23 protein-coding genes and 1 pseudogene are annotated in these 24259 nt (G+C 62.6%); 14 read left to right on the plus strand and 10 right to left on the minus strand.

Annotation, left to right across the window (positions count from 1 at the left end):
• Positions 1 to 58: 58 nt before the first annotated feature.
• Entirely contained in the window at positions 59 to 715 is a 657-nt protein-coding gene (locus V1293_RS29910; protein WP_334514576.1) for a tetratricopeptide repeat protein, read from the plus strand.
• A gap of 201 nt (positions 716 to 916) precedes the next feature.
• Positions 917 to 1192 (plus strand): hypothetical protein, encoded by a 276-nt coding sequence (locus V1293_RS29915; protein ID WP_334514578.1) that lies wholly within the window; start codon positions 917 to 919, stop codon positions 1190 to 1192.
• Between the two features lie 8 nt (positions 1193 to 1200).
• Here V1293_RS29915 and V1293_RS29920 read toward each other — a convergent pair whose 3' ends face one another.
• On the minus strand, positions 1201 to 1380 hold the full coding sequence (locus V1293_RS29920) for a hypothetical protein (protein WP_108519921.1): 180 nt from the start codon (positions 1378 to 1380) through the stop codon (positions 1201 to 1203).
• Between the two features lie 262 nt (positions 1381 to 1642).
• On the opposite strand from V1293_RS29920, the gene V1293_RS29925 reads away from it, so the two are divergent.
• Positions 1643 to 2608, plus strand: coding sequence for an alpha/beta fold hydrolase (locus V1293_RS29925; RefSeq protein WP_334514580.1), 966 nt, complete (start codon positions 1643 to 1645; stop codon positions 2606 to 2608).
• A gap of 188 nt (positions 2609 to 2796) precedes the next feature.
• Positions 2797 to 3090 carry an antibiotic biosynthesis monooxygenase gene (locus tag V1293_RS29930; RefSeq protein ID WP_334514582.1) on the plus strand — a complete coding sequence of 98 codons (294 nt, stop codon included), beginning with the start codon at positions 2797 to 2799 and terminating at the stop codon, positions 3088 to 3090.
• Between the two features lie 56 nt (positions 3091 to 3146).
• On the opposite strand, the gene cycA is transcribed toward V1293_RS29930, so the two are convergent.
• The gene (gene cycA, locus V1293_RS29935; protein ID WP_334514584.1) at positions 3147 to 3539 is read right to left on the minus strand and encodes a cytochrome c-550 CycA; all 393 of its coding nucleotides are present in this window, start codon (positions 3537 to 3539) and stop codon (positions 3147 to 3149) included.
• Between the two features lie 245 nt (positions 3540 to 3784).
• Between cycA and V1293_RS29940 the strand changes: the two genes are divergently transcribed.
• The 6 genes from V1293_RS29940 (at position 3785) to V1293_RS29965 (ending at position 10619) form a co-directional block, all read left to right on the plus strand.
• Positions 3785 to 5278, plus strand: a complete 1494-nt coding sequence (locus V1293_RS29940; RefSeq protein WP_334514585.1) for an FAD-linked oxidase C-terminal domain-containing protein — start codon at positions 3785 to 3787, stop codon at positions 5276 to 5278.
• A gap of 165 nt (positions 5279 to 5443) precedes the next feature.
• Positions 5444 to 6682, plus strand: coding sequence for an FAD-binding protein (locus V1293_RS29945; RefSeq protein ID WP_334514587.1), 1239 nt, complete (start codon positions 5444 to 5446; stop codon positions 6680 to 6682).
• Positions 6679 to 8001 carry a glycolate oxidase subunit GlcF gene (glcF, locus tag V1293_RS29950; protein WP_334514590.1) on the plus strand — a complete coding sequence of 441 codons (1323 nt, stop codon included), beginning with the start codon at positions 6679 to 6681 and terminating at the stop codon, positions 7999 to 8001. Before V1293_RS29945 ends, glcF begins: the two co-directional genes overlap by 4 nt.
• Before the next feature lie 224 nt (positions 8002 to 8225).
• Positions 8226 to 8609, plus strand: coding sequence for a histone (locus V1293_RS29955; RefSeq protein ID WP_334514591.1), 384 nt, complete (start codon positions 8226 to 8228; stop codon positions 8607 to 8609).
• A gap of 419 nt (positions 8610 to 9028) precedes the next feature.
• Positions 9029 to 10036: a TorF family putative porin gene (locus tag V1293_RS29960; RefSeq protein ID WP_334514592.1), complete on the plus strand. Its 1008-nt coding sequence runs from the start codon at positions 9029 to 9031 to the stop codon at positions 10034 to 10036.
• A 67-nt stretch (positions 10037 to 10103) separates the two neighbouring features.
• On the plus strand, positions 10104 to 10619 hold the full coding sequence (locus V1293_RS29965) for an HPP family protein (protein WP_334514593.1): 516 nt from the start codon (positions 10104 to 10106) through the stop codon (positions 10617 to 10619).
• A gap of 44 nt (positions 10620 to 10663) precedes the next feature.
• Here the strand turns inward: V1293_RS29965 and V1293_RS29970 are convergent, their stop codons facing one another.
• Positions 10664 to 12409, minus strand: coding sequence for an ABC transporter ATP-binding protein/permease (locus tag V1293_RS29970; RefSeq protein ID WP_334514594.1), 1746 nt, complete (start codon positions 12407 to 12409; stop codon positions 10664 to 10666).
• A 299-nt stretch (positions 12410 to 12708) separates the two neighbouring features.
• On the opposite strand from V1293_RS29970, the pseudogene V1293_RS29975 reads away from it, so the two are divergent.
• The 3 genes and pseudogenes from V1293_RS29975 (at position 12709) to V1293_RS29985 (ending at position 15436) form a co-directional block, all read left to right on the plus strand.
• A pseudogene (locus tag V1293_RS29975) lies at positions 12709 to 14373 on the plus strand (L-lactate permease).
• Between the two features lie 151 nt (positions 14374 to 14524).
• Positions 14525 to 14941, plus strand: a complete 417-nt coding sequence (locus V1293_RS29980) for an META domain-containing protein (RefSeq protein ID WP_442894300.1) — start codon at positions 14525 to 14527, stop codon at positions 14939 to 14941.
• A gap of 24 nt (positions 14942 to 14965) precedes the next feature.
• Positions 14966 to 15436: a GNAT family N-acetyltransferase gene (locus V1293_RS29985; RefSeq protein WP_334514596.1), complete on the plus strand. Its 471-nt coding sequence runs from the start codon at positions 14966 to 14968 to the stop codon at positions 15434 to 15436.
• Between the two features lie 46 nt (positions 15437 to 15482).
• On the opposite strand, the gene V1293_RS29990 is transcribed toward V1293_RS29985, so the two are convergent.
• The 6 genes from V1293_RS29990 to V1293_RS30015 all read right to left on the minus strand — a co-directional run bounded on the left by V1293_RS29990 (position 15483) and on the right by V1293_RS30015 (position 22216).
• On the minus strand, positions 15483 to 15707 hold the full coding sequence (locus tag V1293_RS29990; protein WP_334514598.1) for a hypothetical protein: 225 nt from the start codon (positions 15705 to 15707) through the stop codon (positions 15483 to 15485).
• Positions 15708 to 16426: 719 nt separating this feature from the next.
• Positions 16427 to 17431 carry a hypothetical protein gene (locus V1293_RS29995; protein WP_334514600.1) on the minus strand — a complete coding sequence of 335 codons (1005 nt, stop codon included), beginning with the start codon at positions 17429 to 17431 and terminating at the stop codon, positions 16427 to 16429.
• Positions 17432 to 17460: 29 nt separating this feature from the next.
• Positions 17461 to 18330, minus strand: a complete 870-nt coding sequence (locus V1293_RS30000; protein WP_334514602.1) for a hypothetical protein — start codon at positions 18328 to 18330, stop codon at positions 17461 to 17463.
• A gap of 263 nt (positions 18331 to 18593) precedes the next feature.
• Positions 18594 to 19793, minus strand: a complete 1200-nt coding sequence (locus V1293_RS30005) for a hypothetical protein (RefSeq protein ID WP_334514604.1) — start codon at positions 19791 to 19793, stop codon at positions 18594 to 18596.
• A 173-nt stretch (positions 19794 to 19966) separates the two neighbouring features.
• A complete protein-coding gene (groL, locus tag V1293_RS30010; protein WP_334514606.1) occupies positions 19967 to 21613 on the minus strand; it encodes a chaperonin GroEL in 1647 nt (548 codons plus the stop codon).
• A gap of 306 nt (positions 21614 to 21919) precedes the next feature.
• Entirely contained in the window at positions 21920 to 22216 is a 297-nt protein-coding gene (locus V1293_RS30015) for a co-chaperone GroES (RefSeq protein WP_334514608.1), read from the minus strand.
• A 349-nt stretch (positions 22217 to 22565) separates the two neighbouring features.
• Here V1293_RS30015 and V1293_RS30020 point away from each other — a divergent pair, with 349 nt between their 5' ends.
• Positions 22566 to 23081 (plus strand): hypothetical protein, encoded by a 516-nt coding sequence (locus V1293_RS30020; protein ID WP_334514610.1) that lies wholly within the window; start codon positions 22566 to 22568, stop codon positions 23079 to 23081.
• Positions 23082 to 23131: 50 nt separating this feature from the next.
• Here V1293_RS30020 and V1293_RS30025 read toward each other — a convergent pair whose 3' ends face one another.
• Positions 23132 to 24130, minus strand: coding sequence for an IS30 family transposase (locus V1293_RS30025; protein ID WP_334513204.1), 999 nt, complete (start codon positions 24128 to 24130; stop codon positions 23132 to 23134).
• Positions 24131 to 24259 lie beyond the last annotated feature (129 nt).

A 24259-nucleotide genomic window follows, 5' to 3' on the forward strand; every position in this document is an offset into this window, starting at 1 on the left:
ACAGGTCTTTGACGACGCGCCGCTTTGCGGCGCGATTTTGCGCGTCTAGACTTGCCGCATGGCTTTGAGATTCCCGAGCGCCCGCAACTGCCGGATCATGGTCCTCGCCGCGGTCCTGACGGCCGTGCCGGTGGCTGCTTTTGCCCAGAACAACGCGCAGGTCGTTCCCCCGCCGAAAGCCCAAAAGAAATTGCCGGAAGCGCCGAGCAAGCTTCCCAAGGTCGGAGCCGATCGCACCCGCGGGCTGGATTTCCTGTTCGGCGCACTGAAGGCCGCCCCCGATGAAGCCAGCGCCAAGCATGTCGAGGCGCGGATCTGGGCGCTGTGGATGCAGACCCCGAGCGACACGGCTGCGCTGTTGATGTTGCGCGCCAAGGCCGCGATGGAAGCGCAGAAGATCGATATCGCGCTGAAACTGCTCGATGCCGTCATCAAACTGCGCCCCGACTATGTCGAGGCATGGAACCGGCGCGCGACGCTGTATTACCTGAAGAACGACTACACCCATTCGCTGGAGGACATCCGGCAGGTGCTGATCCGCGAGCCCCGGCATTTCGGCGCGCTGGCAGGCCTTGGCATGATCATGCAGGACATCGGCGACGAAAGGCGCGCGCTCGAAGCGTTCCGCAAGGCGCTGGCCGTCAATCCGCACCTCGAGAAGGTGCCGGAGCTGGTCAAGACCCTCACCGAAAAGGTCGAAGGCCGCGATATCTGATTTCGAGCATGATCCGGTCCGAAGGGCCACGTCAGCGCAAAGCGGATACCGGTTTTCCTGAGGCAAATGCGAAGCATTTGTCCGAGATCAGGCTTGATCAAAAAGATCCCGGTTAACCCTGATTTCCGACCGCTTGCGTCAGGCAGGAACGTGGCGCTGCCAAAGCGCTATTATTGGCTGACTGCGTGACAGGAGTGAGCCATGAAATCATTGCCGCTGGCTGGCGCGATGATTGTCGCGACCGGAACCTGCGCTTTCGCGCAGGGCGGCTATTGGGTCGTAGGCGACCGCGCGACCAGCAAATGCGAGATCGTCACAAGCAACCCCGTCATTAACAGCCAGGTCGGTGGCAACGTCTATTTCGGAACCGGGCCGTACAAATCGATCGACGATGCCAAGCTGGCCCGTTCGACCATTCCCCAGTGCCCGATCATGCCGGAACCTCCTGCAGAAGCGCCGGATGAGGAGAAGCAATAGGCGCGGGTCTAGTGTATGGCGTTGCTGCCGCGCGCCATGCCGTCGAGACCTACCGCCGCGTAGAACTGCGCCAGTTCGGCCTCGAGTTGCTCGTTTACCCGCAGCAGAGCCTTGAGTGCGCCGCGGATATCGCCATTGCAACTTGCTACGATCTGATCGATGGCGGCTTCGCTTGCGTCGGAAATCATGGGTACTTCTCCGATTGTACGCTGGAACAATTTGTAGTGAGCGCCCTTGTTCCTGTGGATGTCGGGTACAATGCAGGCGCCCGGCTACCCCCCAATCAGGCACGCGCACACATGGCGAAAGTGGCAGCGGCACTGTACAAATTTGCTGATGGCAGCAGTATGACCCCGCTATCCACAGGTTCGAGGCCCTGTGGACAATCCCGAAACCCGCGCCGGTCCGGGCCGTAGCTCGCTGGTGCGCAAAATAGGCCGGAAGTTCTCGATGGCGATGGTGATTGTAGTGGCGGCGCTGGCGGTGCTGGCGCTGCTCACGCAAGTCGGCGTTTTTCGCGCGCAGCGCGCCCACCCAGCCCAGGGCAGGATGGTCGAGGTGGCGGGCGGGGCCCTCCACATCCTCGATATCGGCCCGCGCGATGCGGCCGGCCCGCCGATCGTGATGCTGCATGGCGCGAGTTCCAATCTCGAGGTGATGCGGCGGCCGGTCGGGGAACGGCTTGCCAGAAAGCACCGCGTGATCCTGATCGACCGTCCCGGGCATGGCTGGAGCACCCGCCTCCGGCTGGAGGATTCGACGCCCGAAATTCAGGGCCGGATGATCGGGGAGGCTTTGGCAAAGCTCGGAGTCGGCCAGGCGATCTTCGTGGTGCATTCCTGGGCGGGCGCCCTCGGCCTGCGCATGGCGCTGGATGAACCGCAAACTGTGGCGGGCCTCGTGATGTTGGCGCCGGTCGCCTATCCCTGGCCGGGCGGCGTCGGGCGATACAACAAGATCATCGCGACTCCGGTGATCGGCCCGCTGCTCGCCTATACAATCACGCTGCCGCTCGGCCATTTACTGGCCGAGCGCGGCGCGCGCGTCGTCTTCCTGCCGCAGACCATGCCGGAGGACTTTGTCAGGGACACTGCGACGCCGCTGCTGCTGCGACCGCGCGAATTTATCGCCAATGCGCGTGACTTCGTGACGTTGAAGGCGGCAGTGGCCGAGCAAGCGCCGCGCTATGCCGAGATCACGGCGCCGATCACGATCATCACGGGCGATGAATCCGACAAAACGGTCTCGACCCGCATCCATTCGCGACCGCTCGCTGCCGCTGCGCCGAATGCCAAGCTGATCGTGCTGCCCGGCGTCGGTCACATGATTCAGCAAGCGGCGCCCGATCTCGCGATCGCAGAAGTGGAGGCGATGATGGGCGCGATGACGCCGAGGGCGGCAGCGGCGGCCGAATGATGGGTACAGGAGCCCGGTATCTATCGACCCGCGTTTTTCCCGCGATCAGGGGCGACGGTAACGCCGCGCGTGGCCTGATGGCTCCGGATGGGATAAGATCGTTGCGCGCGGGATTCCGCTGCTCGTCCCGCCAGGGATGAACCCGACAAGTCGCGATATCGGGCAGCCGACCTTCGAGGGAGAGCGCCATGTACGCCGCCATTCGTCAGGGCAAGGCCAAGGCCGGCAAGGCCGAAGAGCTCATACGCAGGATCAAGGAAGGCGCTATACCGGTCATCAGCGGGGTCGAGGGTTTCATGGGCTATTACGTCGTCTATGCGCCCGACGACACCGTGATCGCGATCAGCCTGTTCAATAATTTTGCGGCGGCCGAAGAATCCAACAAGCGCGCGCTGGCGTGGATCGAGCACGATCTGGCGCCGCTGTTGACGGGTCCGGCCACCGCGATGGCCGGACCCGTGATCGTGCACACGTTGGCTTGATGAGTGCTCGCGTGGTCTCACCTTCCCCTTCAGGGGAGAGTGAAGAAACGCTGCTCTCACTTCGTCTTGCCGTCCTTGTCGAACGAGGAGACGTAGGCCCAGAGATCGTTGGACTCTTTCTCGTTCTTGATGCCGGCGAATACCATTTTGGTACCGGGAATCTTGCCCTTGGGATCCTTGATGTATTCGAGGAACACATCCTTGCCCCAGGTGATGCCGGAATTCTTGTTGGCGTCGGAATAGGAATAGCCCTCGACGGTGCCGGACTTGCGGCCGTCGAGCCCGTTCAGCACCGGGCCGACCTTGTTCTTGGCGCCTTCGCCGATCGCGTGGCAGGCCAGACATTTGTTGAACGAGGTCTTGCCGGCGGCAGCGTCCTGCGCCAGCGCGCCCGATGCCGCGGCCAGTGAGGTGACGACAACCAGCGCGCTCAAAGTCGATGTTTTCATGTGGTGCTCTTTGTTTCTTCCCAGGGAGAGAGGCGGATTTCTTGTGGCAGGCTCGCCCCAATCGGACAAGCCAAGAAACTTTGACAGGTTTCACCATTGCAGACTTGTCCCAGAGAGAACTGATCGCTTGAAGGATGGCAATCCAACCTTCGGATGGCCTACCCAAACCGTGGTAGACGTGCTTGATTTGCCACCACAATTCGTTATTCCGCGGGGCTTGAAGGAAGCGGCTTGGAGGGACACGCATGGCCATCATGATGCCGGCTGCCGATCACGCGGTTCTCAGCCGTCGCGGCGAAATTGTGACAGCGTTGCGCGCGATCGTGCCGGGTGAGGGCGTGATCGACAGCGCGGCCGAAATGCTGCCCTACGAGTCCGATGGCCTGATGGCCTACCGGCAGCCGCCGATGGTCGTGGTGCTGCCGGACACCACGGAGCAGGTCTCTCAAGTCCTGAAATACTGCTGCGAGCAGGGCATCAAGGTGGTGCCGCGCGGATCCGGCACCTCGTTGTCCGGCGGCGCGCTGCCGCTCGCCGATGCCGTGCTGCTGGGGCTCGGCAAGTTCAAGCGGATCCGCGAGATCGATTTCGACAACCGCGTGGTGGTGACCGAGCCCGGCGTCACCAACCTCGCGATCAGCCAGGCGGTGGCGCATGCCGGCTTCTATTATGCGCCCGATCCGTCGTCGCAGATCGCCTGCTCGATCGGCGGCAATGTCGCGGAGAATTCCGGCGGCGTGCATTGCCTGAAATACGGCATGACCACCAACAACGTGCTCGGCTGCGAGATCGTGCTGATGTCGGGCGAGATCCTGCGCATCGGCGGCAAGGCCGCGGAGAGCTCGGGCTACGACCTGATGGGCATCATCACCGGCTCCGAAGGCCTGCTCGGCGTCATCACCGAAATCACCGTACGGATCCTGCAGAAGCCGGAGACGGCCCGCGCCCTGATGGTCGGTTTCGCCGAGGTCGAGGCTGCCGGCGAATGCGTGGCACGGATCATCGGCAATGGCATCATCCCGGGCGGCATGGAGATGATGGACAAGCCCGCGATCCACGCCGCCGAAGCGTTCGTCCATGCCGGCTATCCGCTCGACGTCGAGGCGCTCCTGATCATCGAACTCGATGGTCCCAGCGTCGAGGTCGACGAACTGATCAAGCGCGTCGAGGCGATCGCGCAAGCCTGCGGCTCGACGACCTGCCAGATTTCGACGTCGGAGGCCGAGCGCAATCTGTTCTGGGCCGGCCGCAAGGCGGCATTCCCGGCGGTGGGCCGGATTTCGCCCGACTATCTCTGCATGGACGGCACCATTCCGCGCGGTGCGCTGCCGAAGGCGCTGGCGCGAATCCGCGACCTCTCGGCCAAATACGATCTGCGCATCGCCAACGTGTTTCACGCCGGCGATGGCAATCTGCACCCGCTGATCCTCTACGATGCCAACCAGCCCGGCGAGATCGAGCGGGCGGAGGCTTTCGGCGCCGATATCCTGCGCGCTTGCGTCGAATTCGGCGGCGTGCTGACCGGCGAACATGGCGTCGGCATCGAGAAGCGCGACCTGATGGGCGAGATGTTTTCGGAAGTAGACCTCAACCAGCAGCAGCGGCTGAAATGCGCCTTCGACGCGCAGGGCTTGCTCAATCCGGGTAAAGTGTTTCCGACGCTGCATCGCTGCGCCGAACTCGGCCGCATGCATGTGCATGGCGGCAAGCTGGCGTTTCCTGATTTGCCGAGATTTTGATGATGGCGCTTGCCAATTTTTCAACCGTCATACCCTGCGAAGGCGGGTATCCAGTACGCCGCGCCGTCGATTTTCGTCCTCGGCTCCTGCGATTACTGGATCGTTCGCTCCAGTGCGCAATTGCGCACAAGGCGGACGATGACGACAGAGTTCGGGGTTGAAAGCGTGGATACTCTCAAGGTACGTGACGCCAGGGATGTCGAAGAGGTGGTGCGCGCGGCGATCGCCGGCGAGCAGCCGCTCGAGATCATCGGCCATGGCACCAGGCGCGCGATCGGCCATCCGATGGCGACCAATGCCGTGCTTGATGTGTCTGATCTGAACGCGGTCACTTGCTATGAGCCGAACGAGCTGATCATCACGGTGCAGGCCGGCGCACCGCTCGCCGACGTGCAGTCGCTGATCGATTCCAAGAACCAGCAATTCGCCTTCGAGCCGATGGACACTTCTGCGCTGCTGGGCGTGTCGGGCAACGGCACCATCGGCGGCATGATCGGCGCGGGGCTCGCCGGTCCCCGCCGCATCAAGGCCGGCGGCGCGCGCGATCATCTGCTCGGCGCGCATGCGGTGTCCGGCTTCGGCGACAGTTTCAAGACCGGGGGCAGGGTGGTGAAGAACGTCACCGGCTACGATCTCTGCAAGCTGCTGACGGGATCGTGGGGCACGCTGGCCGTGATGACGGAGGTGACGCTGAAAGTGATGCCTAGACCTGAGAGCGAGCGTACGCTGGTGCTAAGCGGGCTGGACGATGTGAGCGCAAACCGGGCGATGACGGCGGCGCTGGGCTCGCCGTTCGACGTCTCGGGCGCGGCGCATTTGCCGAATTCGGCGTTTCGGCCCGCGACGGGCCAGCTCGCGGGTTTTTCGGCGCAGGGGCGAGCGGTCACGCTGCTGCGGCTTGAAGGCATTGCCGCCTCGGTGGCGGATCGCGCCAATTCGCTCGGCAAGACGCTCGCGCCATTCGGGTCCGTGGACATGCTGCAGGATGCGGCCTCGGCAACGGTCTGGGGTGCGATCCGCGACGTCGAGCCCTTCGCCGCCAGTGGCTCGCTCGGCGCGTGGCCGGTGTGGCGGATCGTCTGTCCGCCGGCTTCCGGCGGCGCGCTCGGCCAGGCGCTGGCGCGCGACACTGGGGGCGATGTGATCTATGATTGGGGCGGCGGCCTGATCTGGGCGGCGCTGCCGCCGAAACCGGACGCGCAGGCGGCCCTGGTGCGTCAGCGCGTCGAGGCGGCCGGCGGCCACGCGGCGCTGATCCGGGCGTCCGAGCAGACCAGGCGCAACGTCGACGTCTTCCACCCGCAGGCCGCTGGCATCGCCGCCCTGAGCCAGCGTGTGCGCAACAGCTTCGATCCCAAGATCATCCTCAACCGCGGCCGGATGCTGCTGATGACAGCGACATGAAAACCGAATTCTCGCTCGCCCAGCTCGCTGATCCTGATATCGCCGAAGCCGACAAGATCCTGCGCGCCTGCGTGCATTGCGGCTTCTGCACCGCGACCTGTCCGACCTATGTGCTGCTCGGCGACGAGCTCGATAGCCCGCGCGGGCGCATCTACCTGATCAAGGAGATGCTGGAAAAGGACAAGCCGCCGACGGCGGAGGTGGTCAAGCATATCGACCGCTGCCTGTCCTGCCTTGCCTGCATGACCACCTGTCCGTCGGGCGTGCACTACATGCACCTGGTCGATCAGGCGCGGGTCCGGATCGAACGGGATTTTTCGAGGCCGCTGACCGAACGGGCCCTGCGCGCGGTGCTGGCGCTGGTGCTGCCGCGGCCAAAGCTGTTTCGCGCCAGCATGATCATGGCGCGGCTCGCCCGGCCGTTTGCGGCCCTGCTGCCGGCGTCAAATGCGGCGGCGACGCCCGGCCTGTTGCGGCGGATCAAGGCGATGCTGGCGCTCGCGCCCAACAGCCTCCCGGCGCCGGGGGCCTCGGGCGGCAGCGTCTTTCCGGCCACGGGCGAGCGGCGCGGGCGGGTCGCGCTGCTGCAGGGCTGCGCCCAGCAGGTGCTGGCGCCACGCATCAACCAGGCCGCCATCAATCTCCTGACGCGCCATGGCATCGAGGTCGTCCTGGTCCGGGACGAGCAATGCTGCGGCGCGCTCACCCACCATCTCGGGCAGGATGGTGATGCGCTGGCGCGGGCCCGCGCCAACATCAATGTGTGGAAAAAGGAAGCGGAACAAGGCGGCCTCGACGCCATCCTGATTACGGCATCGGGCTGCGGCACCGTCATCAAGGACTATGGTTTCATGCTGCGCGAGGATCGCGATTTCGCTGGCCCCGCAGCGCAAATCTCCGCGCTGGCAAAGGATATCACGGAGTTTCTCGGCGGCATCGAACTCGCGCCAACGACGCAAAAAGGCGATGTCACAATCGCCTATCACTCCGCCTGTTCGCTGCAACATGGGCAGAAAATCACAGGCCTTCCGAAAGAATTGCTTTCCAAGAATGGATTCGTGGTGAAAGATGTACCCGAGAGCCATTTGTGTTGCGGTTCGGCGGGGACCTACAACATTCTCCAGCCCGACATTGCGAGCAGATTGCGCGATCGGAAGATCGCCAATATTGCGACAGTCAAACCGGACATGATCGCTGCGGGCAATATTGGGTGCATGGTGCAAATTGCCGGCGGTACGTCAGTTCCTGTGGTGCACACGATTGAGCTTCTCGATTGGGCGACAGGAGGTCCAAAGCCTGGATCGATCGGCCAGGATTGAATTGATCGATCGGCCTAACGGCGCGATCCGGAATGTCTGCCCCCGCGTGTGGATGGCGGGATCGGCATCCGGTTTCCTCGGGATAAACGCGAAGCGTTTGCCCGGAGATCGCGCCCGGACAAGGGATGGAGCGGGAGGGCACTTCGAAGAAGTGTCGTCCCGGTCTGGCCCACGGACTATTCGAAGCGCTCGACGGACATGGACAGCGGCAACAGGAGGACCAGATGGCGAAGAAGAGTAAGAAGGGCAAGAAGGCTAAAAAGGCCAAGAAGGCCAAGAAGGCCGTAGTGGCGAAGAAGAAGTCCGCCAAGAAGGCGTCGAAGAAGGCCGCGACGAAATCGGCGAAGAAGGCTGCCAGGAAGGGCGCAACGAAATCCGCCAAGAAGGCTGCCAAGAAGTCAAAGGCCGCCGCGCCGAAAAAGGCTGCAAAGAAGAGCCCGGCGAAGAAAAGGAAGGCGGCTGCCAAGTCCGCCGCTCCGAAGGCGGAGCCCGCGATGGCGGCGCCGGAGCCGGAGCCCGCGCCTGCACCGGCGTCGAGCTGGGCTACCCCGGAGCCGGCGACACCCTCATGGGGGTCCGGCTCGTCCAACGGCGGCGACCACAACTAGGACCACAACTAGACGGTCGCCCGCCCGGAGCAATTTTTCGGAGAGGCCGCAGCGTCCAGCGCTGCGGCCTTTTTTGTGCGCGCTGTCGCGGGGCGACCGGCGCCGTATTTTCACGGGGAGGTTGATTCGCAAAAAGAGCGTCCGCTGGTATGTCGCCGGTTCGGGCTTTTGCGGTTCTCCATGCTGTCGCCATGGCACGAAACCCGCAAAATTGTTGTGAGAATGCAACAGACGCGGAGAAGATTTATCGAAACGGCCAGAACGCCTAAAAAGGCGGCACATGCTTGCCTTTTTTGCTTCACGATCGTGACGCCGCAGACCACTCTGTGACCGCGTTAAGACATTTGGCCGCAGTCGGTTGTCGTTTGCCCTTGGGGGGCGCCGGAACGGGACTGTCAAGAAGGGTGATGGGGATCGTCATGAAGAAACTGGCTTTGTTAGCAACGGCGCTGGCATTGGTATCGGGTTCGGCTTTCGCTGCTGATCTGCGGGTGAAGGCTGTCAAGGCCCCGCCGCCGCCGGCCTTCGATCCCTGGGATATCGCCTTCGGCAGCGCGATCACCAACGACTACGTCTTCCGCGGTATCACCCAGTCCAACCACAAGCCGTCGGTCAGCGCCTATTTCGAGCCGCGCTACAACGTCACCAAGGACTTCCAGCTCTATGTCGGCCTGGGCGGTGCGAGCATCTCTTTCCCGAACCGTGCGGCGGCTGAAGTCGACGCTTACGGCGGCGCGCGCCTGACGGTTGGCCAATTTGCCTTCGACGTCGGCGCCTGGGGCTACCTCTATCCGGGCGGCACCTGCCACGCCGGTGTCCCCACCGATGCGGCTGGTGTTCCGCTCAGCGCCGAATGCCAGTTGAATGCGCTGGTCAACGGCAACTTCATCAAGAAAGACCTCAGCTTCTTCGAGGTCTACGGCAAGGTGAACTACACCTTCAACGACAACTTCTCGATGGGCGGCAACGTCTATTATACGCCGAGCTTCCTCAACAGCGGCGCCGAAGGCACCTACGCCTCGATCGTCGGCAAGGCGATTGCGCCGAGCACCTGGTTCGGCGCCAGCGGTATCGGCATGTATGTGTCGGGTGAGTTTGGCCGTCAGTGGCTGGGCACGTCAGACTCATTCTACGGCACCGCGCTGTTCCCGAACGGCATCAACTACGCCGACTACAACACCTGGAACGTCGGCATCGGCTTCACCTACAAGGTGTTCACGCTCGACTTCCGTTACTCCGACACCAACCTGTCGAAGGGTGATTGCAACGCCTTCACCAGCGACTTCTCAGCTCGCGGCAACCTCACGGTATCGTCGGGTACTTTCGTGACCCCGATCAATCCGTCGGGCGTCGGTTCGAACTGGTGCGGCGCGGCCGGTATCGTCAAGCTGTCGGCTGACCTGACCGCGATGACCAATCTGAAGTAAGATCTTCCTGTCGAAGACGAAGGGGCGGCAGAGCGATCTGCCGCCCCTTTTCTTTTGGGTGGCGCAGATGAAACGGGATTGGTGGTGGCGCGGGCTGCGGAATGCGATCTCCCGCAACGATCACCGCAGCGTCGTGGCGGGCGCGGTCGCCGGCCTCGGCGGCGCAATAGCCATCGGCGTGATGGAGCTGTGCTCGTTCGCCGCGCATTATCCGCTCGCGGTGATCCCGTTCGCCACCTCGATCGTGCTGGTGATCGGATCGCCGGACGTGGAGCCGGCGCAGCCGCGGGCTCTGATCGGCGGCCATCTGATATCGGCGCTGGTCGGCCTCGCCGTGCTGAAGCTGACCGGACCGCAAGCCTGGGCCGCGGCCGCCGCCGTCGGCCTTGCCATTCTGGCGATGTACGTAACCGGGACCTTTCACCCGCCGGCCGGCATCAACCCGCTGCTGGTGGTATCAGGCAATCTGCCGTGGACGTTCCTGCTGGCGCCGGTGCTGGCCGGCGCGGTGCTTTTGACCGCGTTCTCCTATCTCTGGCACCGCGGGGTGCGCCGTCAGCGATGGCCGCGGCGGTGGCTATAGATCCAGGAAATCGCGTACGCGGACGGAGCGAGCGGCCTGCAAGGCTACGACACTTTGGCATTCTCGCTGGCCTGCAGGACAAACCGATCGCCGTCACGCGTGAGCGCGACGTTGCGCTGGTGGAACGCATCGAGCGTCGAGCGGTGGCCGATCGAGACGATGGTGGTGGCCGGCAATTTCTCCTCGAGTAGACGATACAAGGCCTTCTCCGAGGGCTCATCGAGCGAGGCGGTAGCTTCATCGAGGAACAGGTACTGCGGCGCATGCAACAGCGCGCGCGCGATTCCAAGCCGCTGCTGTTCGCCGAGCGACAGCGTTCGATTCCAGTGCCCATGTTCGTCGGGCCGCGAGGCAAGATTGGGCAATCCCACCGCCTGAAGCGTGTCAGCGATTTGCATGGCCGTAAACGCACCCTCTTTGGCGGGGTATTCGACCGCGCCTTGTAGCGTTCCGACCGGGAAATACGGACGCTGCGGCAACATCATCAAGGTTGCTCCGGCCGGAACGGCGACGGAGCCGCCGCCGAACGGCCAGATGCCGGCAATCGCGCGGAACAGCGTCGATTTGCCGGAGCCCGACGGTCCCGTCATCAGCGTGCGCTCGCCTTTGCGGAAGCTGAACTTGCCTGCGTTCACCAGCGGCGTTCCATTGGGCAGGCGCAGCACCAGATTCTTGAGGCTGATGGCGCCATCGCCCTGCGTTGCGGTGACATGAATCCGATCGCTACGCTTGGCAAGATCTGTTGCCGCCGCAATACCGGCCTCGAAACCGTCGAGACGGTTCACCACGGCCTGCCATTCCGCCAATTGGCGATAGATGGTGACGAAGAACGATAGCGCGCCCTGAACGTTCGAAAACGCCGATGCGGTCTGCATCATGCCGCCGAGCTGGATCTTTTCCGCAAAGTAGGCCGGCGCCACCAGCACATAGGGAAAGATCACAGAGGCCTGATTGTAGCTCGCCGTGAACGCCGTTATCTTCTTGGTCCGGTTCATGATGGCGAGCCAGTTCTCGACCACACGTCCGAAGCGAACGAGCAAGCGTTCACGCTCAGCTTGTTCGCCTTGCAGCAGGGCGATCTGTTCGGAGTTTTCCCGTACGCGGACCAGGTTGAAGCGGAAGTCCGCTTCATATTGCTGCTGCTTGAAATCGATGCCCACCAGCGGCCAGCCGATCAGATGGGTTAGCACGGTGCCGAGCACCGAATAGATCAACGCGCCCCATACGAGGTAGCCGGGAATTACATATTCCTGGCCGAACAGGTGCAGCGGCGCGGCATTCGAAAGGCCCCACAGGATCGTGACAAAGGACGCGATCGTGACGATCGAGCTCAGCAGGCCAACGCCGATGTTGAGCGTGCGATCGACGAACAGCTTGACGTCGTCGGTCATGCGCTGGTCGGGGTTGTCGGCGGCGTCGCCCTGAAGCTGCATTCGGTAGTGGTTGGCCTGATGCAGCCAGTCACCGAGATATTGCGCGGTCATCCAGCGCCGCCAGCGGATCTGCAGCCATTGATTGAGGTAGAGCTGGTAGACCGCCAGCACGATAAAAACGGTGGCGAGAACGCTGAAATAGATAATCTCGCTGACGAAGCTGTCCCAGTTGCGGTCCTGCAGCGCGTTGTAGAAGCGGGCGTTCCACTGAGTGATCAGGACGTTGATGCCGACGATCGCAAGCTCAATAGCGATCACGGCGGCCAGCAGCATGCGTCCGGCCCATTTGTCCTCGGAATTGAAATATGGGGCGGAGATGCGCCATACGGTGGCGAGCGTCGAACGAAGATTTTTCACAGATTCACCGTCTCCGGAGGAAGGCCCACAAGGCCTTGAAGGGATGGAAGAATTACAAGCGTGCGACCAAGGTTTATGTGAATTCTAGCCTGCGGCAGCTTGTCGCAGCCACTGCTGAGAGCCTAGCATGGCCGGAACGGCGAGGGGCGCGGCAGCCATCGAACTTCGCGAGGTTGTGAGCGTTGGCGAGGCCAAGCACCCAACCTCGCCTTTGCAAGGCTGTTCCCCCAATCGCTCAACACGTGGCCGGCCCTCCACGCCGGCGGCCGCACTGAATAACAATGCCGGGAGAAACCGCAATGTGGGATCAAATCTATAATCCGCTTGGCAACGCCGCGCTGTCGACGATCGCCGCCGCCGTGCCTGTGGTCACGCTGCTGGTGCTGATCGCCAGCGGCAAGGTCAAGGCGCATCTCGCGGCCATCATCGCGCTGATCGTCGCCAATATTATCACGATCGCCATCTTCACCATGCCTGCCAACATGTCGATCCGCGCCTCGCTGCTTGGCGTCGTGATCGGCTTCTTTCCGATCGGTTGGATCGTGCTCAACGTCATCTTTCTCTACCGCATCACGGTCGAGACCGGCCGGTTCGAGCTGCTGCAGCGGGCGATCGGCGGCGTCACCACCGATCGCCGGCTGCAGCTGCTTTTGATCGCGTTCGCATTCGGCGCGTTCTTCGAAGGCGCATCGGGCTTCGGCACGCCGGTCGCGATCACCGGCGCCGTCCTGATCGGGCTCGGCTTCTCGCCGCTGGCGGCGTCAGGCCTGTCGCTGATCGCCAACACCGCGCCCGTCGCCTATGGCGCGCTCGGCACGCCGATCCAGGGGCTGGCGTCGGTGACCGGCCTCGATCCCTACGTCCTCGGCGCGATGGTCGGCCGGCAATTGCCGTTCTTCTCGCTGATCGTGCCGTTCTGGCTGATCTGGGCGTTCGCCGGCTGGCGCGGCATGATCACGATCTGGCCCGCCATTCTCGTCACCGGCGTCTCGTTCGCCGTTCCGCAATTCGTGATCTCGAACTACATCAATCCCTGGATCGTCGATATCGGCGCCTCGCTGATCTCGATGGGCTGCCTGATCCTGTTTCTCAAGGTGTAGCACCCCCGCGAGCTCTGGCTGTCGCCGGCGCTGCGCGGAAAAGATGAATCGGCTGCGACCATGGCGCCCGCCAAGCCGCTGGATACGGCCAAGCTCAGCCAGGCGCAGCTCTGGAGCGCGCTGCTGCCGTGGATCATCGTCTGCGTCGTGATGCTGGTCTGGGGCAGTGGCGCATTCAAGAACTGGGCGAATTCGATCTTCGTCTGGAAATATCAGGTGCCCGAGCTGCACAACATGATCAACAAGATGCCGCCGGTCGCCGCCAAGCCGACGCCCGAGGCCGCGCTGTTCGACTTCACCTATCTGTCCTTCACCGGGACGGGCATGCTGATCGCCGCCATCATCGCCGGCCTGCTGATGGGCTTCTCGCCCGCGAAGATGATCGGAGAATATGGCCGCACCATCAGGCTGTGCGCGATCTCGCTGATCACGATCTCCGCGATGCTCGCGATCGGCACGTTGACGCGGCTCTCCGGCGTCGACGCAACGCTCGGCCTCGCCTTTGCCGCCACCGGCGTGCTGTATCCCTTCTTCGGCACGCTGCTCGGCTGGCTCGGCGTGGCGTTGACAGGATCGGATACCGCTTCCAACGTGCTGTTCGGCAATCTGCAAAGGATCACTTCCGAGCAGCTCGGCCTGTCGCCGGTGCTGATGGCCGCCGCCAACTCTTCCGGCGGCGTCATGGGCAAGATGATCGACGCGCAATCGATCGTCGTCGCCTCGACCGCAACCAACTGGTACGGCCATGAAGGCTCGATCCTGCGTTACGTGTTTCTGCATTCGATCGTGCTGGCCTGCCTCGTCGGCGTGCTGGTGACGCTGCAGGCCTACGTCTATCCGTTCACGATGCTGGTGCTGAAATAGACGCCATCGACGGTCAGCCAACGATCCCCGCAGCCCGCCGCGGGGATTTTTTTGCCGGTGCGACCTTTGTGCTTCGAACCGGTCTAGCCAATGGCGGACTTGTTCAATAGAACAGCGCGCGGCGGTGGGGTCTAGTATTTCGAGAGGTTGCATGATTTCGTTCGCGAGCTTGTTTCGGCCGGGTGTCGCTTTGGTCTTGCTGATGACCGCCGCGTTGCATGTCAGCCCGGCTTTCGCCGATGACGGCTTTCCGTTCGGGACGGAAATGCAGCTCGACGTGAACCGCCAGCCCGGATCCAAGCGGATCCCCAATCTGGAGATCGGCGATGCCGGCGAGGTGGTGCTCGAACTCTGGTGCAAGGGCGGCAAGGGCCAGTTTTCGGTGGCGGGCAATACCGTGATCTTTGTCGCCGGCGCGATGGAAAACCGGCCCTGTCCGCCGGACCGGGCGCAGGCCGATGACGAGTTGATCGCGGCGCTGACGGAAGCGGGCACCTGGAAGCGTCAGGGCGATTTCGTGTCGTTCGTCGGCGCGAAGACGCTGCGGTTTCGTATCAATACGAACTAGCACTCGTCTGCAAAAGGGCCGAAGATGAGTAAGCCTGAGATCCGCATAGGGCCCGAAGATCCGAGGCAGGCGGACGTGAGGCGCATCTTCGCCGAATCAGGCGCATACCTGCAGGCGCTGTATCCATCCGAGAGCAATCACGCCGTGGACGTGGATGCACTCGCAGCACCCGACGCGGTCTTTCTCGCCGCGCGCCGTAACGGAGAACTTCTCGGATCGATCGCATTTCGGATCATCGCGCCTGGACACGCCGAAATAAAGCGCATGTTCGTGCGTGCGGAAGCCCGGGGCGCCGGGTTAGGTCGACGCTTGCTCCATGCACTGGAAGATGCTGCGCGGCAAAAGCACATCAGCCGTATCAGTCTGGAGACGGGCATAAAACAACCTGAGGCGGTCGGACTCTATCGCGCGTCTGGCTATCAAGACTGCCCGCCGTTCGGGACCTATACCTACGACCCGCTCAGCCTGTTCATGACCAAGCTTCTTCAGCCCTGAGGACGCGATGCATTGACCATCTGCAGGGGAGGGCGCTCTCGCTCGTTTACTGCGTCGCAATCAATCCGCTGGCGGTGGCAATGACCCAGCGGTTGCCCCAGCGCACGATGGACTCCACGCGTCCCAGTCCGGGAATTGTGTCGCCGCGTGCGGCCATCCGAATTCCGTCAGGACCTTCGAGCACGGCAGTGCCGTCCCTGACATCGACAACCGTCCAGCCGGGAATCGTTGCCGGCTTGGTTTCCGGCGCCGCCACCAGGGGCTGACGCATTGCGATCGCCGCGGCGGAAGGGCTTGCATTTGCCTGGGAGGCCGGGCTCGCAGACGGGCGTGCACCGCCCGGCAACACGGCGGATGGCTTGGGAATGCTTCCGACAATGGCGGGCGAGTCGGACGCGGATGCCGTCTTTCGAATGCCTTCCATCTTGCCGCTCGATCGGGCTTCAGAAATTCGCGGCGAGGGCGTTTCTTTTTGCGCAACTTCGACAAGACCGAGCTCGCTTGCGAATTGGGGCCAGTTCAGGCCGCCGGCCCATCCCAGCCCAAAGCTTGCCAGCACTGCTGCAGCGACCAGCAAGGCGGTGCGTGCTCGATCGCCAAATGGCTCCCGCACCATCAATACTTCGTCGCGATCAGGCTTGAAGAAATTCCAGGGGCTCGCGGGTTGCTCCGGCCGCTGGCCGCCAACCATATTCCCCGACCAAATCTCAAAGGTACTCGGCTCGCGGTCTTGCATGGCGTGACCCAGATTTCGACGAACCGATGATGTGCCTCTAAGCTGAATCGAATCTTAACAATCAAGCGGACTGTCGCAAAACGATGCCCGGTAGACAGGAGAGATGTCCGTCTTGGGTCATTTGCGTCGAACCATGCGCCATAACGGCAGGGGATTCCGCGCCGTTCGTCGGTGCGAAAGGCGCTGCGATTTCGCGTCAATACGAATAAGGGGGCAGACCCAGGCGGCGGTTGATAAGAAAGTCGTGGCTAAAGCTAAAAAGCCTTCCAATCGGAGGCTCGGTCCGGATCGCACTGGCTGACCTTCGTCTTCTTGCACACCTTCAGTGACGTGACCGGATGAATTTCCCACAGCGAGAAGCGCTTGGGCTGGCCCTGCATTGGATTATTCTCGTCTCCGTTGGCGAAGTGAAGATTGTCGTAGAACAGACCGCCTTCGATCAAGAGCACCTTCCCGTGCAACTGGTCGAGTTTGCTCGATGTCCAGTTCGCGGGCCGGTTCTGCGGGATCATCTCGACAACAACTCCCTCAAACTCGCTGCCGTCTTTTTTCTCCGTCACCGATATGTGAATGTCGTTGTTGGCTTGGCGTTTGAGGTTGCAGTTCACCGATTCGCCGGAGTTGGCGTGCGGCGTGCCCTCCGACAGAAACGCGACCAGGCGCACGCGCGATCCTTCGCCCACTGTGCCCTCGGTTGTCTCGATGCTCTTGATCTGGTCCCTCTCCGCGGGCGGAATCTCGACGCCTTGGTCCACCAGGTCCACGGCTGCGCTCTGCAACTGCGAGAAGGTGTCGAACGTCAGCGTGATTGGCGTTCCCGGTGGTGGAGCGGTTCTCTTCAATCGGTTGGCCAGGCCGTGAGCGCTGCCGGCTGCCGAACAGCCGGTCGGCTTGGTCGTGGTACAGGCGTTCAAGGTCTCCGGACTGACGCATGGCTGAGCGCTACCCTCGAGCGCAATGCTGGCCAGATCCGCTTCGGCGACCTTCCTGACGTCCGCCTCCAGCACCCAGCCGCTCGGGCCCTTCGGAATCATGACGCGCACGTACTTTCCTTTGCGACCGCCCATCACCCAGCGCAAGTCTGTGTTGGCGGCCACCGTCGTTGCCGCAGCCGCCTGCGCGTTCGGCGCGGTCTTGAGGGCGGTTTTCCTGGTCGTCGTCACTTTGCCGAAAACCGGGGTGTCCTCCAGTGCGACTACGGGTGACGTCACGAACAACGGCACGGTAACCAAGGCGGTAATCAAGAGGCGGCGTTTCATTCCGATATCCTCTTCCTGGCTGCAGGATTTCAGTTTGCTTCGGCGATTTTCTTGAGTTGCGCCCACAGATTGTCGGCATTCGCAACCCGGGCATGGTCGACCGCTGTCAGTTTCGGCTCTTCGACGCGAACTGTCTTGCGGAAGTCGGTTGCGGCGTTCAACCGCAGTCCGGCTCGCGAACCGCCCTTGATCACGGAATCGCGCCGATCGGACGAAACTCTGTCGGAAAATGCGCGCAGACTTTCGACTGCGAACGGGACCTCGCCCCTGTCGGCGATGGTCTTTTTCCTTCCGTCGACCTCGAGTTGAAACAGGCGGCGGGTCTGTGGATCGAACCACGACAGGTATCCGCCATCCAACACCTCGCGGGGGCCGCGCACCCGCCCCGAATAGCTGTAGCGGACGCCACTGCTCTTCACCGGGTCGAAATACTGCGGCGTATAGAAGTCGGAGACCATGACGGAATTCACGGAATAGGCGAATTTCGAGGCCTGGCAGGGATCGCACACCTCAATCAGGTACTCGACTCGACCCTGGCCGGATTTCAGCGAATCGCCCGCGCGCGTGAGCGTTCCCTGCGGGTCAACCAGCATTTCGAGCACTTCGTGGCTCATGAATACGGGCCAGTTCGTGGTCAAGGCTACCAGGGCGAAGGGTTGCTTGTTGTCATCGCGCTTATGCAGACCCGCGGCACCGCTTGGCAACTCGTCTTGCAGCAGCACGTGCCAATAACCAACGGGGACATCTTCCAATTTGTCGAAGGCATCGACGGTGGCCTCGATATTCCACATCGGACCGAAATCGCGCGAGACCTGCTTTTGAATGGCGGCAGCTACCGGCGCCAATTGCGCCAGTGTGACTTCCCTGGTGATGGAGACCAAAGCTATGTGAAGTAGCATGTGGTAGCAATTCCCCCGCAGGTAGCGTACGCTTGTTTTTCGCAAATATCCATACGGATGCTACGCGACGGAGGCAGCCACGAGCGATTGCGCGAACTGGAGCCTGATCCGGAAAAAACGGAAAGCCGGTTTTCCGAAAAGATGGTGCTCAAACGAGAATATGGCCGACCGGCATGATTGAACTCAGTCGAAGCATGCTCTTGTCGAAGCATGCTCGGGAGTGCGGCAAGCTCAGGCCCGGAACGACGATTGGGTCCGCCGCCCTACTTCCACACCGACTTGTCGGCGTCCCAGCGCTGGCCCTTGAACTCTTTTGCCAGCGCCTCGACGGAGCCATTGTCATCCTTCGGCTCGCCGCCTTCCTCGTCGCCGGTGGATTCTTCCGACAGGTTCAGCTTGGGGCCTGTGCCTTCATCCGCGGTCGTGATCACCGGGCTCGAGATCCACAGCATCAGCCGGTCAGACGCGCCCGGTTTGTCCGGCGAGACCAGCGCGGTGACTTCGATACTTTCGGTCAGCGCGAGCGGTGGATAGACCGGGCTCGGCCGCTTGAAGGTCAGTTTCAGTTTTCCGGTATTGGCGTTCCACTCGGTGCCCGCCGCCTTGGCGGCAAGCGTTTTGGCCAGCACGCCCGACGTTGCGGAAGCGATCTTGTCCTTGTTGATCTTGTCGCCGTCGCGCCATTCGGCCGCCGCAAAACGGATGGTGCGGTCCATCTCAACGCTGCCGCTGGTCCATCCCGCCGCGACCACGCCTGGCATCGATCTGGCCTTCGCGATCAGTGCAGCAGTGCGCTCCGGATCGGCCGTGAGGTTGATGGTCTGCTCGCCGGCGCGCAGCGCATCGCAGGAGATCGAAAGGCTCGAGAGCCCGACCTCGACGGCTTCGCCCTTCAGGCTTTTGAGGAAATCCAGCGCGGCGTCGAGCTTGACCCGTACGCCGAACGCCTCGGGCGAAACGTCGGTAAAATCCTTTGGCGCCGGGGTGATACCGTCGTCGCTGGTCTGGTTGTCCAAAAATTCCTTCTCGCTGAGATCGGAATTGTCGGTCGAGGTCACCTCCGTGACGGCCTGGCCGATCGTGATCTGGCCGCGGAATTCGAACGTGTCGCCGGTTGGCTTGCGCGCCAGCTTGACGGTGACCGGCAGCTTGTCACCAAGGCTCTGTGTGGTGCCGGTCAGGCTCTGGCCGTTGACGGCGAGGTTGGCGACGAAGCGATCCTTGCGGTCGGCGCCCTTTGCGGCGGGATAGCAGACGTCGAGCGTGGCCGCGGTGACGGTCTTGCCCTGCCGGGTTTCCTTCAGGATGACATCGGCGTTGCCGTCCATCAGGCCGTCGATGGCCGTGAAATAGCGCGTCTCGATGGCGCCGGGCGCCGTCTTGGACGGAAGTTTCATCTGGGCGAAAGCAAGGCTCGGGGAGATCGTGACGAGACCGAGCAGGAGAAGGAAGCGCGCGCGCATATGAAATTCCCTGAAACGATGGAATCGGCAGGGGTCGTAAGTAGCAAACCCCGGCCGCGTTTTCGAGCCAAGCGCGCCTTCTGAACTGATCGGGTCCGCACTATCGCCAAAAAGCCAAAAAAGAAGGCCGCCCGGAGGCGGCCTTCGATGGATTGATCGGAAAAAGCCGGGCTTTAGAAGCCCATGCCGCCCATTCCACCCATGCCGCCGCCACCGCCGGGCATCGGCGGGGCCGGTTCCCTCGGCAGTTCGGCGACCATGGCTTCGGTGGTCACCAAGAGGCCCGCGACCGACGAAGCGTCCTGCAGCGCGGTACGAACCACCTTGGCCGGGTCGATGATGCCCTTGTCGACCATGTCGACATATTCCTCGGTCTGGGCGTCGAAGCCGAAGGTCTCGGACTTGTTCTCCAGGATCTTGCCGACCACGATCGAGCCTTCGACACCGGCGTTTTCCGAGATCTGGCGAACCGGAGCTTCCAGCGCCTTCAGCACGATATTGATGCCGGCCTGGACGTCGGAATTGTCGTTGTTGATGCGGCCGACGGCCTTCTTGGCGCGCAGCAGCGCCACGCCGCCGCCCGGCACGATGCCTTCCTGGACGGCTGCACGGGTCGCGTTGAGGGCGTCCTCGACGCGGTCCTTCTTCTCCTTGACCTCGACTTCGGTCGCGCCGCCGACGCGGATCACCGCGACACCGCCGGCGAGCTTGGCCAGACGCTCCTGCAGCTTCTCGCGGTCGTAGTCCGAGGTGGTTTCCTCGATCTGCGCCTTGATCTGCGTGACGCGGGCTTCAATATCCTTCTTCTTGCCGGCGCCCTTGACGATCGTGGTGTTCTCCTTGTCGATCACCACCTTGCCGGCGCGGCCGAGCATGTTGATGGTGACGCTTTCGAGCTTCATGCCGAGTTCATCCGAGATCAGCTGACCGCCGGTCAGGATCGCGATGTCTTCCAGCATGGCCTTGCGGCGATCGCCGAAGCCCGGCGCCTTGACGGCGGCGACCTTCAGGCCGCCGCGCAGGCGGTTGACCACCAGCGTCGCCAGTGCCTCGCCCTCGACGTCCTCGGCGATGATCAAAAGCGGGCGGCCGGACTGCACCACGGCTTCCAGCACCGGCAGCATCGACTGCAGGCCCGAGAGCTTCTTCTCGTGCAAGAGCACGTAGACGTCCTCCAGCTCGGCGGTCATCTTCTCGGCGTTGGTGATGAAGTAGGGCGACAGATAGCCGCGGTCGAACTTCATGCCCTCGACGATGTCGACTTCGGTATCGAGCGACTTGTTCTCCTCGACCGTGATGACGCCTTCATTGCCGACCTTCTGCATCGCCTGGGCGATCATCTTGCCGATGGCGGTGTCGCCATTGGCCGAGATGGTGCCGACCTGGGCGACCTCGGAGGAGGCGGCGACCGGCTTGGCGCGCTTCTCGAGATCCTTGACGACGGCGTGGACCGCGATGTCGATGCCGCGCTTGAGGTCCATCGGGTTCATGCCGGCGGCAACCGCCTTGGCGCCTTCGCGCACGATCGCCTGCGCCAGCACGGTCGCCGTGGTGGTGCCGTCGCCGGCGGTGTCGTTGGTCTTCGAGGCGACTTCGCGCAGCATCTGCGCACCCATGTTCTCGAACTTGTCCTCAAGCTCGATTTCCTTGGCGACGGTGACGCCGTCCTTGGTGATGCGGGGTGCGCCAAAACTCTTTTCGATCACGACGTTGCGGCCCTTCGGACCGAGCGTCACCTTCACCGCGTTGGCGAGAACGTCGACGCCGCGCAGCATGCGGTCGCGGGCATCGCCGGAAAATTTAACGTCTTTGGCAGCCATTGTTTGGACTCCTGAATGAATGGATACGGTTGCTTGCCGCCTGTCATCGTCGGGTCTTCTTCCCCTCTCCCCTTGTGGGAGAGGGTGGATCGAATGAGCGATAGCTCATTCGAGACGGGTGAGGGGTCTGTCTCCGCGGATGGAGACCCCTCATCCGGCGCGCTTTGCGCGCCACCTTCTCCCACCCCAACTCGGGTTTACCCGAGTTGGGCATCTTAACTTGTCGAAGTCGGATAAATCCGACTTCGATGGGAGAAGGGAAGAAGTGACTGCGCCGACGGCGGTGGGCGGCGGCGAACGTTCGGCTTAAGCCAGCACGCCCATGATGTCGGACTCCTTCATGATCAGGAGTTCCTCGCCGTCGAGCTTGACTTCGGTGCCCGACCATTTGCCGAACAGCACGCGGTCGCCGACCTTGAGGTCGATCGGAATCAGCTTGCCGGCCTCGTCGCGGCCGCCCGGGCCCACGGCGGTGACTTCGCCCTGCGACGGCTTTTCCTTGGCGCTGTCGGGAATGATGATGCCGCCCTTGGTCTTCTCTTCGGCATCGATGCGCTTGACGACGACGCGGTCGTGCAGCGGACGGAATTTGGATTTGGCCATGACGTCTCCTCTTGAAGTTCCGTGGAAGGCGTGGTTTCAGGTCTGTGCCACGAAAATGGCTGATAATGCCGGCTATTCGACGCCGTCCCGGGCGGGACAGCACGACCTTAGCAATCGTTGTATTTGAGTGCTAAACGTGGGGCCGGGGAATATGGCTTGGCGCTGATCCTGTCAAGCAAACAAGGGGGGGTAAGGCCTTCTTGAGGCCAATATAGGATGGTCCCACGGAAGCCAAATCGGCGCAGCGGCGTAATTTTAACGGACGTCATTGCTCCGACAGGCTTTTTGCGGTTGGCTGCTTGACGGGAGCGGCCAAGGATTTGCCAAGGAATTTGCTCGGGGGAATACGATGATCAGCTCACGTAACGCGCGTACGGTTGCCAATCTGGCGATCGCATCGGCGCTCACGATCTTGCTGGCGGCGTGCAACAGCATGAGTCTGCCGTCGCTGTCGTCCAGTTCGGCGCCCGAGGCCGAACCCGGCGTGGCGCCCGATATGCCGGCCACCATCCGCTCCGACGAGATCGTCGGCCGCTGGGGCCTCGCCTCGTTCCAGAATCCCAACGACCGCGCCCGCACCGAAGCGGCGGCGCGCGGGCAGTGCAAGCAGCCCTATGTGATCGGCGCCGGCACCTCTGGCGGTGTTGTCATGCATCTGGCCGACCAGGCCACCCCGCAGGAACTGCGCCTCAAGGGCAGCCCGAGCGGCAAGAACTATATCGGTCCGCCCGGCCCGACGCCCGGTGAGCAGGACCGCGAGATCGTCTCGTTCGACGGTCGCGTGCTGATTACCCGCTTCATCGACAAGGATGCTTCGGTCCGTTACGGCAACATGGTCTATGTCCGCTGCGCGCCGCGGGCGTGAGGCAAACTGCATTCCCTTGCCGTCATGCCCCGCGAAGGCGGGGGATGGAGTCACGTTTGAAGTGCAACGATTGATTTGAGTGCGGAGAATGCCTCGGCGGGCGTCTTGAAGTCCAGGCATTTGCGTGGGGTATCGTTGAGGCGCTGAACGTGCCGCTTGAGGTCGGCTGCCGTGATGAGTTTGAGGTCAGTTTTGCGGGGCAGCAGGCGTCGTAAGCGCCCGATGGAGTTTTCCACGCCGCCTTTTTGCCAGGGACTATGGGGATCGCAGAAGAAGGTCTGGACGCCGAGGGTTTGGTGAAGCCTGTGATGCTCGGCGAATTCGTTCCCGTTGTCGAAGCTGACGGTTTTGCGCATTGCTTGGGGAAGTTTGCCGAGTTGACGGCCGATGGTCCGAGCGGTGCGGACAGCTTTTCGATCGAGTGGTCGGTGAACCATGTTGAAGCGGGTTTGCCGTTCGTGGAGAACAAGCAACCCTTGGCCACATCGGGCGAACAGCATGAAGTCGGCTTCCCAATGGCCCGGTGTCCCGCGGCCTTCGACCTCGGCGGGGCGTTCGGTGATCGAGCGCCGTTGTTTGATGAGGCTGGCGGGGCTGCGTCCTGGACGGTGCCCTCGTCTTCGTTTGCGGCGCGGCAGCAGGCGGTGCCAGCAATCCTTCTGAGCGGCACGATGATAGATGAAACGATAGATTGACTCATGGCTGATGATGACGCGACCATGTTCCAGCGCCAGCCGGCCAGCGATCTGCTCTGGGGAATGTCCCATCGCAAGGCGTTTGCCCACGCGGTTTCGCAGGTCCGGCTGGCGCGCCAGCTTGAAGCGGCCATCCCACCGTCGCCGACGCTCGGCCAATTGCTGAGCCCGGACAGGCTCGTAGCCCCCGGCCCAGACCTTGGTAGGCCGGGAATTGCGCCGCAGCTCCCGGCTGATCGTCGATGGCGCCCGGTCGAGCGCAGACGCAATTTCGTTTTGAGATTTACCGCCTGCATGCAGGCGGTAAATCTCAACGCGCTCTTCAAGGCTGAGCTGGCCATAACATTGTCCCATCGCCACAACACCCTAGCAGGTGTTGCACTTGTGTCGTGAGCCCAAGGGGCATCCAGTACGCCGCGGCTTCTCCGCTGAATCGCTGACGTCTCTGGAATACTGGATCGTCCGCCCCAGTGCGCAATTGCG

This window comes from Bradyrhizobium sp. AZCC 1693 (assembly GCF_036924745.1).
Classification (GTDB): Bacteria; Pseudomonadota; Alphaproteobacteria; order Rhizobiales; family Xanthobacteraceae; genus Bradyrhizobium.